This is a genomic window from Enterobacter sp. FB (assembly GCF_000805795.1).
In the GTDB taxonomy this organism is placed as follows: Bacteria; Pseudomonadota; Gammaproteobacteria; order Enterobacterales; family Enterobacteriaceae; genus Enterobacter; species Enterobacter roggenkampii.
Window position 1 is genome coordinate 17410 of record NZ_JSZC01000006.1, and the last position, 15890, is coordinate 33299.

The window sequence follows — 15890 nt, forward strand, 5'->3', positions numbered from 1 at the left end:
TTTAGAACATGATCTTAAGCCTCAGAATGGGCGTTATTCGACCACAACGCGCCCATGCAGAGACTGTACCGGGCGGTTATTATCGTGATGCATGGTATGGGTAAATTTCTCAAGCTGTTCTGCTGAGACGGTTAACGGCTGTTTGAGCACGATCCAGGTGACCCCTTCAGAACACGGTGGCGTGGTCAGAGATCCGCTAAAGCGCCAGTAGGTTTTCACCTTCGGCAGCAGTTTGTTCAGGTTGAGATCCTTCTCAATGGAGACGTTCTGTTCAGCCTGCTGCGGCATCACGCTCCACAGCTTATCCAGCTCCGGATTCGCAGCCCCTTTATCAAACATGACGGCTACCACGGTCAGCTCACCCGCGCTGTTTTTATGTACCAGATGCATCTCCATCGCGTACTTCTTGCCGTGCACGGTGTTTTCGCTTGGTGCATGGAAGTGGAACTGCTGGAGCGTCCAGGTTTGCTTGTCCAGAGTGATGGTGTCACGGGTGTCAGCCTGTTCGCTAGCCTGAATGGTATGGCCATTATTGGTCAGCGTTACAGGACCATCAATGTAGTGTGTTTGCAGCGGGGAGAGATGGGCGTTAGCGGTCGAATCAATATTTATCGGAGACTGGTTCATCCCGCTCTGGCAGGTCTTGTAGGCCTCGTCCAGTTCACCCCAGTGTTCCGGTGAATCTTCCCCTTCATAGCCCCAGTGTGATGCGAATGCTGAAGCCGAAACCATGCTCAGCGCAAACAGCGCTGCCTTGCCTGTAATGTGTTTCATCATATTCTTCCGGTGAATTTTTTAATACAAATTAACATGATTTGTGTGGTTATTTTACCGAAGAATGGCAGAGGGAGAGAGGATTATCAGTGGGAGAGAGGCGTGGTCAGAGGACCACGCCAAATGCTTATTTTTTACGACCGGTAATACGACACCACTCTTCTTTCTCCACCACCGGGTCGAGAGCGAAAAGATCGGCGTAGGCTTCACACACGCTGTCTGCCTGGCTTGCCAGGATACCCGAAAGTCCCAGTAGACCGCCCTCAACGGGCAGCACGCTGATTAACGGAGCCAGCTCGCGCAGTGGGCCCGCCAGAATGTTTGCAACCACCACATCGGCTTTCATGGCTTCTGGCTGCGCATCCGGCAGATACAGCTCCAGTCGATCGGAAACGCCGTTGCGCTCGGCGTTGTCGCGACTGGCCTGAATCGCCTGCGGATCGATATCGATCCCGATAGCTTTTGCCGCGCCCAGTTTCAGGGCGGCAATCGCAAGGATCCCGGATCCACAGCCGAAGTCGATCACCGTCTTACCATCCAGATCGAGACCATCCAGCCACTGCAGGCACAGGGAGGTCGTTGGATGGGTGCCGGTACCAAACGCCAGACCCGGATCGAGCATGACGTTAACCGCGTTTTCATCAGGAACCTCGCGCCAGCTTGGGCAGATCCACAGACGCTTGCCGAACTGCATCGGGTGGAAGTTATCCATCCATTCGCGTTCCCAGTCTTTGTCTTCCAGCTGTTCGATTTTGTGCGCAAAGCCCGCGCCCAGCAGAGGGTGGTTTTCCAGAATCGCGACGACCTCTTTCATGTCGGTTTCAGCATCGAACAGGCCAATCACGTCGGTATCGCCCCACAGGCGGGTTTCGCCCGGCAGCGGTTCAAAGACCGGCGTGTCATGCGTGTCCTGGAAGGTGATAGAGACCGAGCCGGCCTCCATCAGCGCATCGCTCAGCTCTTCGGCGTTCGCGCCGGTTGTATTCAGTTTTAGTTGGATCCACGGCATGGCAAAACTCTTTATTTATCAGTAGAAATCATAGCGGGCTGTGGGACGGGCTGACCGAAACGGTTCCCCACCACAAACGCCAGTAAACTTAGCAGTAACGAAGGCACAATCGGATGGAAGCCCAGGTACTGAATCTTAAACGTTGCGAGAACGGCGTACAGCACGCCGCCAACAATCATCGCGCTCAGCGCACCGGCAGCATTTGCGCGTTCCCAGTAGAGCCCTAACACCAGCGGCCACAGGAATACCGCCTCAAGCCCACCAAATGCCAGCAGGTTCAGCCAGATGATCATCTCCGGCGGGCGCCATGCGGCTAACAGCAGCAACGCGCCTAGCACCAGCGTAATCACCGCTGACATATGCTTCAGGCGACGTTCATTTTCAACCTGTTCAGGGCGCAGGTTCAGATAGAGATCTTTAATGATCGTAGCGGAACTTTGCAGTAACTGAGCGTTGATGGTCGACATAATGGCGGCCATTGGCGCAGCGAGGAAAATCCCGGCGGCAAAAGGGGGCAGCACTTTGACCATCAGCGTCGGGATCACCAGATCCGGCACGGTAAGATCGGGGATTACCGCGCGCCCTAATGCCCCCGCCAGATGCATACCAAACATCAGGACAGCGACCACAATCGTCCCGATGATGATGCCCTTGTGAACGGCTTTGCTGTCTTTATAGGAGATACAGCGCACGGCGGTATGCGGCAGACCAATTACTCCGAAGCAGACTAACACCCAGAATGAGGTCATAAAGGTCGGAGAGAGGATATCATCTGCGCCCTGCGGCGAGACCAGTTTCGGGTCAATCGCTTCCAGGGCTTCCACCGCGTGAGTGAGTCCACCCGCCGCATGGACAATCCCCACCAGCAGAACGATCGTACCGATGAGCATCACCATTCCCTGCAGCGTATCGTTCAGCACGCTGGCGCGGAATCCGCCAAACGCAGTATAGAGCGCGATGCTTACCCCGAAGATGATGAGGCCTGTCTCGTAAGGGATGCCGGCCGCCGTTTCCAGCAGACGCGCACCGCCGATAAACTGTACGGTCATCGCACCGATAAACGCCACCAGCAGGCTCAAGCTCGCCAGCCACACCAGCAAGCGGCTCTGGTAACGGGCAAAGAGCATATCGTTGAGCGTCACGGCATTGTAACGGCGCGCCAGAATGGCAAATTTTTTACCCAGTATGCCCAACGAGAGCCAGACGGCAGGCAGCTGGATCATCGCCAGCAAAACCCAGCCTAACCCGTATTTGTAGGCCGCACCGGGGCCGCCAATAAACGAGCTGGCGCTGATATAGGTCGCGGTCAGCGTCATTGCCAGCACAACGCCGCCCATCGAACGGCTGCCGAGGAAATACTCGTTCAGAAAGGCACCGGTCGTTCTTTTGCGCATGGCGTAAATGGACAATCCAAATACGACCAGCAGGTAAGCGACAAGCGGCAGAATGACTTCAAGCTGCATCATCGTCCTCCAGCGGAATATCCCGGTAGATAAATTTCACCATTGCCCAGCACAGCAGGATAAACACCAGCGGAACCAGCAGGCAGGCCAATTCGAACCAGTGCGGCAGGCCGGTGATGCCAATAGCAGAGTCTGGTAAGTAAGCGGTTACTAACCATGCAGCAAGATAGAGAAGGGTCAGCCACAGCGCCCAGCGCGCTTCTTTATGGGCCTGAACAAAACGTTTGTCCATTTTTTGTCCCTTGTGGATGAAGAAAGCGGGGATTGTACATGATGAGGCTTTCCAGGCCCCAGAAATAAAAAAGGCCGGATAATCCGGCCTTTTCACAACACAGGTCTCTTACTTCTCGTTCAGACCGAGTTTTTTCTCCAGATAGTGGATGTTGGTTCCACCATTCTGGAAGTGCTCGTCGCTCATGATGCGCATCTGCAGATCAACGTTGGTCTTGATTCCGTCGATGATCAGTTCCTGCAGGGCGTTCTTCATGCGGGCAATCGCCACGTCACGGTTTTCGCCGTAGCAGATGAGCTTGCCGATCATTGAGTCATAGTACGGCGGTACGGTGTAACCGGCGTAGATATGAGACTCCCAGCGCACGCCAAAGCCACCCGGCGCGTGGAAACGCGTGATTTTACCCGGGCTTGGCAGGAAGGTGTTCGGGTCTTCGGCGTTGATACGGCATTCTACCGCATGGCCTTTCACCACAACTTCTTCCTGCTTGATGGACAGCGGCTGACCGGCTGCGATACGCAGCTGCTCTTTAATCAGGTCAACCCCGGTGATCATTTCGGTAACCGGATGTTCAACCTGAATACGGGTGTTCATCTCAATGAAGTAGAACTCGCCGTTTTCGAACAGGAACTCAAAGGTACCCGCTCCACGATAGCCGATATCGACACACGCTTTAGCGCAACGCTCGCCGATGTAGCGACGCAGTTCCGGAGTAATGCCCGGCGCTGGCGCTTCTTCGACCACCTTCTGGTGACGACGCTGCATGGAGCAGTCACGTTCAGCCAGATAGATCGCGTTACCCTGACCGTCAGCCAGCACCTGAATTTCGATGTGGCGTGGGTTTTCCAGGTATTTTTCCATGTACACCATGTCATTGCTGAAAGCGGCTTTCGCTTCTGCTTTGGTCATGGAGATGGACTGCGCCAGTTCAGCATCGCTGCGCACAACGCGCATACCGCGACCGCCGCCGCCGCCGGACGCCTTGATGATAACCGGGTAGCCAATGCGTTTAGCATGAGCACGGTTAGCATCCATGTCGTCGGTCAGAGGGCCGTCAGAGCCTGGTACGGTTGGTACACCGGCTTTTTTCATCGCGGTGATCGCCGACACTTTGTCGCCCATCAGGCGGATGGTGTCGGCTTTCGGGCCGATGAAGATAAAGCCAGAGCGTTCAACCTGCTCAGCAAAGTTGGCGTTCTCAGAGAGGAAGCCGTAACCCGGATGAATTGCCACCGCGCCGGTGATTTCAGCGGCGCTGATGATAGCCGGGATGTTCAGATAGCTTTTTACGGACGGAGCCGGGCCAATACAGACCGTCTCATCCGCCAGCAATACGTGTTTTAAATCGCGATCCGCGCTTGAGTGCACAGCGACAGTCTTGATGCCCAGTTCTTTACAGGCACGAAGAATACGCAGTGCGATCTCGCCGCGGTTGGCGATAACAATTTTATCCAGCATGTACGCCTCGTTACTCGATGACGACCAGCGGCTCGTCAAATTCAACCGGCTGACCACTTTCGACCAGAATCGCTTTCACAGTACCTGATTTGTCTGCTTCGATCTGGTTCATCATTTTCATCGCTTCAACGATGCACAGGGTATCGCCTACGTTGACTTTCTGACCCACTTCGATGAACGCCTTCGCGTCCGGGCTCGGGGTGCGGTAGAAAGTACCAACCATTGGGGAACGTACGATGTGACCACTGATTTCTGCTGCAGCGGCAGGTGCGGCTTCAGCTGCTGCTGGTGCAACGGCTGCGGAGAGCGCAGGCTGCTGCACTGGCGCAGCGTAAGCTTGCTGCATTACCGGGAAGCTAGCGGCTGGGGCTGCACGGCTGATGCGTACAGACTCTTCGCCTTCAGAAATTTCCAGTTCGGAGATGCCTGATTCTTCAACCAGCTCGATCAGTTTTTTAATCTTACGAATATCCATGAGTGGGTTCCGTACTCTTGTTTAGTGTGATTGTGACAAGCGTTTTACCGCTGTCTGTAAAGCGTATGAATAGCCGTCTGCGCCCAGTCCACAGATAACGCCAGCAGCGATATCCGACAGATACGAGTGGTGACGGAACGGCTCTCGGGCGTGCACGTTACTCAGGTGGATCTCGATAAACGGGATACTCACCGCAAGCAGTGCGTCGCGGATAGCAACACTGGTGTGCGTAAACGCGGCCGGATTGATCAGGATATAGTCCACATTGTCTTTAGCCTGATGAATACGGTCGATGATTGCGTACTCCGCGTTTGACTGAAAATGATCCAAATCCACATTCAGCGAAGCTGCTTCCGTGCTCAAACGGTTAACAATTTCGCTTAATGTCAGCGTGCCGTACTTCTCCGGCTCACGGGTGCCGAGCATGTTCAGGTTCGGTCCGTTCAAAACTAAGATCTGGAACTTATCAGTCATTATGCCGCTATCTCCTGCGATTTTCGGGTAAAAAACAAAATATACCGTCGAAGCGCAAATGTCACCTTTTCAGAGGCCAAAAACCACTGTCAGGCGAACCAAGGTCGCACATTATAACGATTTCGTAGCATTTGGCAGCTAAATACTGGTCTTATCAGGGAAGATTATCAACCGCAATCCAAAAAAGATTTGCGGTTGAGAGGCAATCTGCGGGAAAACGCACAGTTTCGCGAACTATCGCAACCACTGGCGGAACTTCTTGTAACGCCATGCTAAAAGCGCCACGGCCGCCAGCGCGTAAAGGACCGGCTGCGGAGAGAGGATCTTCACCGACCACAGATAATGAATGGGTGCGAGGATCGCGACAAGATAGACGAAGTTATGCAGCAACTGCCAGCGACGGCCCAGCTTTCGCTGCGCATATTGCGTGGATGTCAGCGCTAACGCCAGTAAAATCACCCAGCTCACAATACCCAGCGTCAGATAAGGGCGCGTCACCAGTTCGCGGCCAAGCAGTGTCAGATTGTTAATTCCCAGTTCCAGCAGGGCATAGCTGGTCAGATGCAGCGTGGCCCAGGCAAAACACCATAGCCCCAAAAGCCGACGGGTGCGTATCAATAGTGGCTGTTTAGCGTAGCGCGCCAGCGGCGAGACGAGCAAGGTGGCCAGTAAAAATTTCAGAGCCATCCGACCGGTAAAATGCTGGATATCCTTGGCCGGATCGGCGCTAAAAAGCCCCTGGCTGGCGGCCCAGAACAGCCAGATAAAAGGGAGTAATCCGGCTAAATGCAGCAGCACTTTCAGCCAGGTAATCTGTTTTGCCGTTAAACGCACTCAGAAGTTCTCCCGTAAATTGAGGCCACGGTACAGCGAGGCCACTTCATCCGCATAACCGTTAAACAGCAGCGTTGGCTGGCGCTTTACGTCCAGCGCGCCGCCGGAACCGATAAAACGCTCGGTCGCCTGCGACCAGCGCGGATGATCCACGTGCGGATTCACGTTGGCGAAGAAACCGTATTCGTCCGGAGCCGCCAGATTCCAGGTGGTTGGCGGACGCTCGCGGGTGAGCTTAATGCTGACGATAGACTTAATTCCTTTGAAACCGTATTTCCACGGCACGGTCAAACGGATGGGCGCGCCGTTCTGCGGCGGAAGCGCCTTGCCGTAAACGCCGACGGTCAGCAGCGTAAGAGGGTGCATGGCTTCGTCAAGGCGTAACCCTTCAACGTAGGGATACTCCAGCCCGCCGCCAATGAACCGGTCTTTCTGGCCCGGCATCTCGTCCGGCGCATACCGCGTCTGGAAAGCGACATATTTTGCGTTGCTGGTGGGCTCCACCATCGCCAGCAATTTATGCAGCGGGAAGCCGATCCAGGGCACCACCATCGACCAGGCTTCCACGCAGCGCATGCGGTAGATACGCTCTTCGAGCGGGAAACGGGTGGTCAGATCGTGGTGGTCCAGCGTCAGGGGTTTTGCCACTTCGCCGTCGATTTTCAGCGTCCACGGATCGGTTTTGAGACTACCGGCGTTGGCCGCAGGATCGGCCTTGTCGAGGCCAAATTCGTAGAAGTTGTTATAGCCCGTCACTTTATCTTCTGGCGTAAGCGTCAGTTTGTTCTGCCATTGGGCGGGTTTCGTAAAGGTGAGCGGGGCGCCGGAAGGGGCCTTCGGCCGATCGTTGCCTTTAAACCAGTCGAGCAGGTCAGCGTGAGCCGAAGGCGAGAGCGAGAGCGCGGTGGCGCTGATGCCAAGCATTTTCAGGATCTGGCGGCGCTGTAACATAAAGACAGACTCGGACGTTACGTCGGCTTCCGTCAGTTTTCGGTTTTTCATGGCATCCTCCGTCATGCGTTTTCCTAAGCATGACGGAGGAGAGTGATTCGCGCGAATATGTCACGAAAATTTGAAGATTAGGCGATTTTCACCAGCGCGCGACCGTGGAACTGGTTATCCATGATCTTACTGGCATAGTCCGGTGCCTGGCTGAGCGTAATCTCCGTGGCGCTTTGGGTGTAGAAAGATTCCGGTAAATCGCGCACCAGACGTTCCCATGCCTCAGTACGACGAGCCGCAGGTGTCATCACGGAATCCACGCCCTGCAGGCGGACGTTACGCAGAATGAATGGCATCACGGTGGTTGGCAGGGCAAATCCGCCCGCCAGCCCGCAGGCGGCCACGCAGCCGCCGTAGTTCATCTGCGCCAGGACTTTTGCCAGCACTTTATCACCGACGGTATCCACCGCGCCCGCCCAGACCTGTTTTTCCAGTGGACGGGTTTCGGCGAATTCGTCACGGCTGAGAATGCGGTTTGCACCGAGCTGGCGCAGGTAATCGTGGGTACTTTCCCGACCGGAAACCGCCGCAACCTGATAGCCCAGCTTGTGCAGTAGCGTCACTGCCGTGCTGCCCACGCCCCCGCTGGCACCGGTGACGACAACTTCCCCCGATTCAGGGCGGATGCCTGCGTCTTCCAGCGCCATCACGCACAGCATCGCGGTAAAGCCTGCCGTGCCGACGATCATCGCCTTGCGGCCATCCATGCCTTTCGGCATCGGCACCAGCCAGTCGCCCTTCACGCGCGCCTGCGTGGCCAGCCCGCCCCAGTGATTTTCACCTACGCCCCAGCCGGTGAGCAGGACCTGCTGGCCCGGATGGAAGCGCGGATCCTCGCTGGTATGTACCCGGCCAGCGAAATCAATACCCGGCACCATAGGGAAATTTCGGATGATTTTACCCTTCCCGGTAATCGCCAGCGCATCTTTATAATTTAAACTGGACCAGTCGATGTCGACGGTTACTTCGCCTTCCGGCAGACGACTCTCTTCTACCGCCTGCACTGAGGCAAGCGTTTTGCCGTCCTGCTGTTCTAAGATCAAAGCCTGCATACGGTGTCCTCTCGACTCATTTGATTGGAAAATAATTTCTGAAGACTATACTCGCTCAGGGAAACGCAGTGCCGATTTAACGCAATAAATTGCCAGATACACCCGATTTGGTAGTATGCCGCATTTGAAATGCAAGTTAGCGCTTACTCGCTACCCCATCAACCCACGGAGTAATCTCAAGGATGCGATTAACGACGAAGTTCTCAGCTTTTATCACCTTGCTGACGGGGCTTACCATTTTTGTCACCCTTCTGGGCTGCTCTCTGAGCTTTTACAACGCCATTCAGGACAAACTGGTTAACCGGGTACAGTCTGTCGCGTCGGTAATTGATACGCGTCTGCTGACGACGCCGCTACCGGCACTCTCCAGGGAGCTCGATGAGTTGATGGTACCTGTTGATATTGTTCAGATCGACATTCAGCAGGGAAAGCATCGTGTGTTAAGCCACGAACGCCCGGGAAGCTATCGGCCTGCGGGCGTGGTGAGCCAGTATCGGGAAGTGACCGTACATTCCCTTAAAAATCCGGGGATGACCATACGCATGGTCTATCTCGATCCGATGGCCAGCTATTTCCGTTCCATGATGACCACCGCGCCGCTCACCGTCGCGGTGGCATTTATCGTCCTGCTGATCTTTCTCGCGGTCCGCTGGCTGCGCCGCCAGCTCTCCGGCCAGGAGCTGCTGGAGATGCGCTCCGTGCGGATCCTTAACGGTGAACGCGGCCCGCAGGTCCGTGGTTCAATCCACGAATGGCCGTCACGCGCCAGCAGCGCGCTGGATACGCTGCTTTCGGAAATCCAGTTTGCCAGCGACCAGCGCAGCCGTATGGATACGCTGATCCGCTCCTATGCCGCGCAGGATAATAAAACCGGCCTCAACAACCGCCTTTTCTTTGATAATCAGCTCGCCACGCTGCTCGACGATTCGGAAAAAGTGGGGACGCACGGGGTGGTGATGATGATTCGCCTGCCTGATTTCGATCTCCTGCGCGACACCTGGGGACAGCGGGCCGCGGAAGAAAATCTCTTTACGCTGATCAACCTGCTCTCCACCTTTATTATGCGCTACCCGGGCGCGCTGCTGGCCCGCTACCACCGCAGCGACTTTGCCGTGTTGCTGCCGCATCGGACGCTGAAGGAGTCGGAAAGCATCGCCAGCCAGCTGCTGAAGGCGGTTGATGCGCTGCCGCAGAGCAAAATGCTCGACAGGGACGATATGGTCCACATGGGGATCTGCGCCTGGCGTGGCGGACAATCGACAGAACAGGTGATGGAGCATGCGGAAGCGGCCACCCGCAACGCCGTGCTGCAGGGCGCGAACGGATGGGCGGTCTATGATGATTCGCTGCCGGAAAAAGGGCGCGGTAACGTGCGCTGGCGTACGTTGATTGAGCAAATGCTAAGTCGCGGCGGACCGCGTATTTATCAAAAACCCGCGGTCATGAAAAACGGCAACGTTCATCACCGTGAACTGATGTGTCGTATTTTTGACGGTACGGAAGAGGTTATTTCTGCGGAATATCTGCCAATGGTGCTGCAATTTGGGCTGTCCGAAGAGTATGACCGTCAGCAAATTAGCCGCTTGATTCCGTTTTTATCATTCTGGCCTGAAGAGAGCCTGGCGTTACAGGTCACCGTGGAGTCATTAATACGCCCGCGTTTTCAGCGCTGGCTGCGTGATACATTAATGCAATGCGAAAAATCGCAACGCAAACGCATTATTTTTGAACTTGCTGAGGCGGATGTAGGTCAACACATCAGCCGGTTACGTCCGGTGGTTCGTTTGATCAACGCGCTCGGCGCGCGCGTCGCGGTGACGCAGGCAGGTTTGACGCTGGTCAGCACCAACTGGATCAAGGAGCTGGATGTGGAGCTATTAAAGCTACATCCGGGGCTGGTAAGGAATATTGAAAAGCGCACGGAAAACCAGCTGCTGGTACAGAGCCTGGTTGAGGCGTGCAAAGGAACGCGAACACAGGTGTTTGCCGCGGGCGTACGCGCCAGAGGCGAATGGCAAATGTTAACAGAGCGCGGTGTAATGGGTGGTCAGGGGGATTTTTTTGCTGCCTCTCAGCCGCTTGACACCAATGTGAAAAAATATTTGCAAAGATACTCGGTTTGACCTGCCGTTTACGCTGTTTTCACGTAGAATATCGCGCCTGTAGCTTTGAGTATGTCGAGCAAAAAGCCAGTGAACGACCTTTAACGGGTTACAAAGGTCAGTAAGGAGTGCTGCTGTTTACTCAGCCCTGAGGGAGTCAGGGGATGATTTTGTAACATCAGGAAACGTACTGCACAAATTTTCACCGTTGCAGATGATTTTTGCGCCTTGTCGCTGCTGCGTGTGGTTGGTAAAGTAAGCGGATTTTGTTTTCCGCCCCAGCTTTCAGGATTATCCCTTAGTATGTTGAAAAAATTTCGTGGCATGTTTTCCAATGACCTGTCCATTGACCTGGGTACTGCGAATACCCTTATTTATGTAAAAGGACAAGGCATCGTATTGAATGAGCCTTCCGTTGTGGCCATTCGTCAGGATCGTGCAGGCTCGCCGAAAAGCGTAGCCGCTGTGGGTCATGACGCGAAGCAGATGCTGGGTCGTACCCCTGGCAACATCGCCGCTATTCGCCCAATGAAAGACGGCGTTATCGCTGACTTCTTCGTGACTGAAAAAATGCTTCAGCACTTCATCAAGCAGGTTCACAGCAACAGCTTCATGCGTCCAAGCCCGCGTGTTCTGGTGTGTGTACCGGTTGGCGCAACCCAGGTCGAGCGTCGCGCAATCCGTGAATCTGCTCAGGGCGCAGGTGCGCGTGAAGTGTTCCTGATTGAAGAGCCAATGGCGGCGGCAATCGGTGCAGGTCTGCCTGTGTCTGAAGCGACCGGTTCCATGGTGGTGGATATCGGTGGTGGTACCACTGAAGTGGCCGTTATCTCTCTGAACGGCGTGGTGTACTCCTCTTCCGTACGTATCGGTGGTGACCGCTTCGACGAAGCCATCATTAATTATGTGCGCCGTAACTACGGCTCTCTGATCGGTGAAGCCACCGCAGAGCGTATCAAACACGAAATCGGCTCTGCATATCCGGGCGATGAAGTGCGCGAGATCGAAGTTCGTGGCCGCAACCTGGCTGAAGGTGTTCCACGCGGTTTCACCCTGAACTCCAACGAAATTCTGGAAGCACTGCAGGAGCCACTGACGGGTATCGTGAGTGCGGTAATGGTCGCGCTGGAACAGTGCCCACCAGAGCTGGCGTCCGATATCTCCGAGCGCGGTATGGTTCTGACCGGTGGTGGTGCGCTGCTGCGTAACCTCGACCGCCTGTTAATGGAAGAGACAGGTATTCCTGTCGTAGTTGCAGAAGATCCACTGACTTGCGTCGCCCGTGGTGGTGGCAAGGCGCTGGAAATGATCGACATGCACGGCGGCGATTTGTTCAGCGAAGAGTAGTCGAGTTTGAGAGGGTAGCAATTTGCTACCCTTTCTCTCTGACGCGAGAATACGCATAGCCTATGAAGCCAATTTTTAGCCGTGGCCCATCGCTACAGTTTCGCCTCATTCTGGCGGTTCTGGTTGCGCTTGGGGTCATTATTGCCGATAGCCGCCTCGGTACGTTCAGCCAGATCCGAACGTACATGGATACCGCCGTCAGTCCTTTCTACTTTATATCAAATGGTCCCCGTGAACTGCTCGACTCCGTTTCTCAAACGCTGTCTTCACGAGACCAGCTCGAACTTGAAAACCGGGCATTACGCCAGGAACTGCTGCTGAAAAACAGCGAACTTCTGATGCTGGGGCAATACAAGCAGGAAAACGCGCGTCTGCGTGAGCTGCTCGGCTCGCCGCTGCGTCAGGATGAGCAGAAGATGGTTACCCAGGTGATCTCCACCGTGAACGACCCTTACAGCGATCAGGTTGTGATCGACAAAGGGAGCGTCAACGGGGTGTATGAAGGCCAGCCCGTCATCAGTGATAAAGGCGTAGTAGGCCAGGTTGTTGCCGTCGCCAAACTGACCAGCCGCGTGCTGCTGATTTGCGACGCCACGCATGCGCTGCCGATCCAGGTGCTGCGCAACGACATCCGCGTGATTGCGGCCGGGAACGGCTGTACGGACGATCTGCAGCTGGAACACCTGCCGGCCAACACGGATATCCGCGTGGGCGACGTGCTGGTGACCTCCGGTCTGGGTGGCCGCTTCCCTGAAGGCTATCCGGTTGCGGTGGTCTCTTCGGTGAAGCTGGATACGCAGCGTGCCTATACCGTGATTCAGGCGCGTCCAACCGCCGGTTTACAGCGTCTGCGCTACCTGCTGCTGCTGTGGGGCGCCGATCGTAACGGTACTAACCCGATGACGCCTGAAGAGGTCCATCGTGTGGCAAATGAACGCCTGATGCAGATGATGCCGCAGGTTCTGCCGCCAGCGGACTCTATGGGGCCGCCTGCGCCAGTCCCGGCACCGGCAACGGGGTTAACGCAGCCGCTGCCGGATGCGCCGCCACCGCCTAAACTCTCTTCGGGAGGGCAGTAGTGGCAAGCTATCGTAGCCAGGGTCGCTGGGTCATCTGGCTCTCGTTCCTCATTGCACTGTTGCTGCAGATTATGCCCTGGCCGGATAACATTCTCGTTTTCCGGCCAAACTGGGTCTTGCTCATTTTGCTCTACTGGATCCTTGCCCTGCCGCATCGCGTAAATGTCGGCACGGGTTTTGTGATGGGTGCCATACTGGATCTCATTAGTGGCTCTACGCTGGGCGTACGCGCCTTGTCCATGAGCATTATTGCGTACCTCGTCGCACTGAAATTCCAGCTCTTCCGTAACCTCGCGCTCTGGCAACAGGCTCTGGTCGTGATGCTGTTGTCGCTTGCTGCGGATATCGTTGTTTTCTGGGCAGAGTTTTTAGTGATCAACGTCTCTTTCCGACCGGAAGTGTTCTGGAGTAGTGTAGTAAACGGTGTGCTCTGGCCGTGGCTATTCCTGCTGATGCGTAAGGTTCGCCAGCAGTTTGCTGTGCAATAAAAGGTTTCTATGACGTCTTTGTATCTCGCTTCCGGCTCCCCGCGCCGTCAGGAACTCCTGACGCAGCTTGGGGTCTCTTTTGAACGCATCGTGACCGGCATTGAAGAAAAACGTGCTGAGGGCGAAAGTGCTCAACAGTACGTGTCACGTCTGGCGCGCGAGAAAGCGCAGGCGGGCGTGGCCTGCGTGCCGCGCGATCTGCCCGTGCTGGGAGCTGATACCATCGTTATCCTTAACGGTGAAGTGCTGGAGAAACCGCATGACGCCGAACACGCGGCGCGCATGCTGCGCAAAATGTCCGGGCAAACGCATCAGGTGATGACGGCCGTCGCGCTGGCGGACCGCCAGCACGTGCTGGATTGCCTGGTGGTGACGGATGTCACGTTCAGAGTACTTACCGACGACGAGATCGCCGCTTATATTGCCAGCGGTGAACCGATGGATAAAGCAGGTGCATACGGTATTCAGGGGCTGGGTGGCTGTTTTGTCAGGAAGATTCATGGCAGCTATCACGCCGTAGTCGGCTTACCGCTGGTGGAAACGTATGAGTTGCTGAGCAATTTTAACTCACTGCGTGAGGGAAGGGATAATTATGACGGCTGAATTGTTGGTAAACGTAACGCCATCGGAAACCCGTGTGGCCTATATTGACGGTGGCATTCTTCAGGAAATTCATATTGAGCGTGAAGCGCGGCGCGGAATAGTAGGCAATATCTACAAAGGTCGTGTCAGTCGTGTACTGCCGGGTATGCAGGCGGCTTTTGTAGATATTGGACTGGATAAGGCGGCATTCTTACATGCCTCCGACATCATGCCGCACACCGAGTGCGTCGCGGGCGAAGAGCAAAAGCAGTTTGCCGTGCGCGACATTTCTGAACTGGTGCGTCAGGGGCAGGACTTAATGGTGCAGGTGGTGAAAGATCCTCTTGGTACCAAAGGCGCCCGTCTGACCACCGATATCACCTTACCTTCCCGCTATCTGGTCTTTATGCCCGGCGCGTCGCACGTGGGCGTTTCGCAGCGTATTGAGAGCGAAAGCGAGCGCGAGCGCCTGAAGAAAGTCGTCAGCGCCTACTGCGATGAACAGGGCGGATTTATCATCCGCACCGCCGCGGAAGGGATCAGCGAGGAAGACCTGGCGTCAGATGCGGCTTACCTGAAGCGCGTCTGGACAAAAGTGATGGAGCGTAAAAAACGCAACCAGACCCGCTATCAGCTCTATGGTGAGTTGGCGCTGGCGCAGCGCGTGCTGCGTGACTTTGCCGACGCGCAGCTCGATCGCATTCGCGTGGATTCCCGCCTGACGTATGAAGCGCTGCTGGAGTTTACCGCTGAATATATCCCGGAAATGCCGGGCCTGCTGGAGCACTACACCGGGCGTCAGCCGATCTTCGATCTCTATGATGTCGAAAACGAGATCCAGCGTGCCCTGGAGCGTAAGGTTGAGCTGAAGTCCGGCGGCTATCTGATCATCGATCAGACCGAAGCGATGACCACCGTCGATATCAACACCGGCGCGTTTGTCGGTCATCGCAACCTGGACGACACCATCTTCAACACCAACATCGAAGCCACGCAGGCGATTGCGCGCCAGCTTCGTCTGCGCAATCTGGGCGGCATTATCATCATCGACTTCATCGATATGAGTAATGAAGACCATCGCCGCCGCGTGCTGCACTCGCTTGAGCAGGCCCTGAGTAAAGATCGCGTGAAAACCAGCATCAACGGCTTCTCACAGCTGGGGCTGGTGGAAATGACGCGTAAGCGTACCCGCGAGAGCGTGGAGCATGTGCTGTGTAATGAATGCCCGACCTGCCATGGACGCGGAACGGTAAAGACGGTTGAGACCGTCTGCTACGAGATCATGCGTGAAATTGTGCGTGTGCATCATGCCTACGACTCCGATCGTTTTCTGGTCTATGCTTCCCCTGCGGTGGCTGAAGCGCTGAAAGGCGAAGAGTCACACGCGCTGGCGGAAGTGGAAATCTTTGTCGGCAAACAGGTAAAAGTACAAATTGAACCGCTCTATAACCAGGAGCAGTTTGACGTCGTGATGATGTAAGCGCAGTACGCTGCGTGACCAAAGCTGACAAGGAGAGAT

The 15890-nt window shown here is 55.5% G+C and carries 17 protein-coding genes; 6 read left to right on the top strand and 11 right to left on the bottom strand.

The features are described 5' to 3' along the window. Positions 1-33: 33 nt before the first annotated feature. From PI91_RS02505 to PI91_RS02550, 10 genes are all read right to left on the bottom strand, one after another. Positions 34-774, bottom strand: coding sequence for a carbonic anhydrase (locus PI91_RS02505; RefSeq protein ID WP_039265392.1), 741 nt, complete (start codon positions 772-774; stop codon positions 34-36). 127 nt (positions 775-901) lie between these two features. Then, positions 902-1783 carry a 50S ribosomal protein L11 methyltransferase gene (gene prmA / locus PI91_RS02510; protein WP_008502859.1) on the bottom strand — a complete coding sequence of 294 codons (882 nt, stop codon included), beginning with the start codon at positions 1781-1783 and terminating at the stop codon, positions 902-904. An 11-nt stretch (positions 1784-1794) separates the two neighbouring features. Then, entirely contained in the window at positions 1795-3246 is a 1452-nt protein-coding gene (gene panF / locus PI91_RS02515; RefSeq protein WP_039265393.1) for a sodium/pantothenate symporter, read from the bottom strand. Further along, the gene (locus tag PI91_RS02520; RefSeq protein ID WP_021242290.1) at positions 3236-3478 is read right to left on the bottom strand and encodes a YhdT family protein; all 243 of its coding nucleotides are present in this window, start codon (positions 3476-3478) and stop codon (positions 3236-3238) included. The genes panF and PI91_RS02520 overlap by 11 nt, the downstream gene beginning before the upstream one ends. 108 nt (positions 3479-3586) lie before the next feature. Beyond that, on the bottom strand, positions 3587-4936 hold the full coding sequence (accC, locus tag PI91_RS02525; RefSeq protein WP_003860388.1) for an acetyl-CoA carboxylase biotin carboxylase subunit: 1350 nt from the start codon (positions 4934-4936) through the stop codon (positions 3587-3589). 10 nt (positions 4937-4946) lie between these two features. Next, a complete protein-coding gene (gene accB / locus PI91_RS02530; RefSeq protein ID WP_008502856.1) occupies positions 4947-5411 on the bottom strand; it encodes an acetyl-CoA carboxylase biotin carboxyl carrier protein in 465 nt (154 codons plus the stop codon). Positions 5412-5432: 21 nt separating this feature from the next. Then, positions 5433-5885, bottom strand: a complete 453-nt coding sequence (aroQ, locus tag PI91_RS02535; RefSeq protein ID WP_008502855.1) for a type II 3-dehydroquinate dehydratase — start codon at positions 5883-5885, stop codon at positions 5433-5435. 234 nt (positions 5886-6119) lie between these two features. Beyond that, complete coding sequence (gene msrQ, locus PI91_RS02540) at positions 6120-6719, bottom strand: protein-methionine-sulfoxide reductase heme-binding subunit MsrQ (RefSeq protein ID WP_023294685.1); 600 nt, start codon at positions 6717-6719, stop codon at positions 6120-6122. Further along, positions 6720-7721 (bottom strand): protein-methionine-sulfoxide reductase catalytic subunit MsrP, encoded by a 1002-nt coding sequence (gene msrP / locus PI91_RS02545; RefSeq protein ID WP_008502853.1) that lies wholly within the window; start codon positions 7719-7721, stop codon positions 6720-6722. A gap of 77 nt (positions 7722-7798) precedes the next feature. After that, a complete protein-coding gene (locus PI91_RS02550; protein ID WP_023294684.1) occupies positions 7799-8773 on the bottom strand; it encodes an MDR family oxidoreductase in 975 nt (324 codons plus the stop codon). A 182-nt stretch (positions 8774-8955) separates the two neighbouring features. Between PI91_RS02550 and csrD the strand changes: the two genes are divergently transcribed. After that, entirely contained in the window at positions 8956-10896 is a 1941-nt protein-coding gene (gene csrD / locus PI91_RS02555; RefSeq protein WP_039265394.1) for an RNase E specificity factor CsrD, read from the top strand. An 80-nt stretch (positions 10897-10976) separates the two neighbouring features. Here csrD and PI91_RS26125 read toward each other — a convergent pair whose 3' ends face one another. Then, positions 10977-11210, bottom strand: coding sequence for a hypothetical protein (locus PI91_RS26125; protein WP_162230876.1), 234 nt, complete (start codon positions 11208-11210; stop codon positions 10977-10979). On the opposite strand from PI91_RS26125, the gene mreB reads away from it, so the two are divergent. The 5 genes from mreB (at position 11179) to rng (ending at position 15851) form a co-directional block, all read left to right on the top strand. Then, positions 11179-12222, top strand: a complete 1044-nt coding sequence (gene mreB, locus PI91_RS02560; protein ID WP_000913396.1) for a rod shape-determining protein MreB — start codon at positions 11179-11181, stop codon at positions 12220-12222. The genes PI91_RS26125 and mreB overlap by 32 nt on opposite strands. Before the next feature lie 62 nt (positions 12223-12284). Continuing rightward, positions 12285-13301 (top strand): rod shape-determining protein MreC, encoded by a 1017-nt coding sequence (mreC, locus tag PI91_RS02565; RefSeq protein ID WP_008502850.1) that lies wholly within the window; start codon positions 12285-12287, stop codon positions 13299-13301. Further along, on the top strand, positions 13301-13789 hold the full coding sequence (mreD, locus tag PI91_RS02570) for a rod shape-determining protein MreD (protein WP_008502849.1): 489 nt from the start codon (positions 13301-13303) through the stop codon (positions 13787-13789). Before mreC ends, mreD begins: the two co-directional genes overlap by 1 nt. A gap of 9 nt (positions 13790-13798) precedes the next feature. Next, the gene (locus PI91_RS02575; protein ID WP_021242285.1) at positions 13799-14392 is read left to right on the top strand and encodes a nucleoside triphosphate pyrophosphatase; all 594 of its coding nucleotides are present in this window, start codon (positions 13799-13801) and stop codon (positions 14390-14392) included. Beyond that, entirely contained in the window at positions 14382-15851 is a 1470-nt protein-coding gene (rng, locus tag PI91_RS02580) for a ribonuclease G (RefSeq protein ID WP_008502847.1), read from the top strand. Before PI91_RS02575 ends, rng begins: the two co-directional genes overlap by 11 nt. Positions 15852-15890 lie beyond the last annotated feature (39 nt).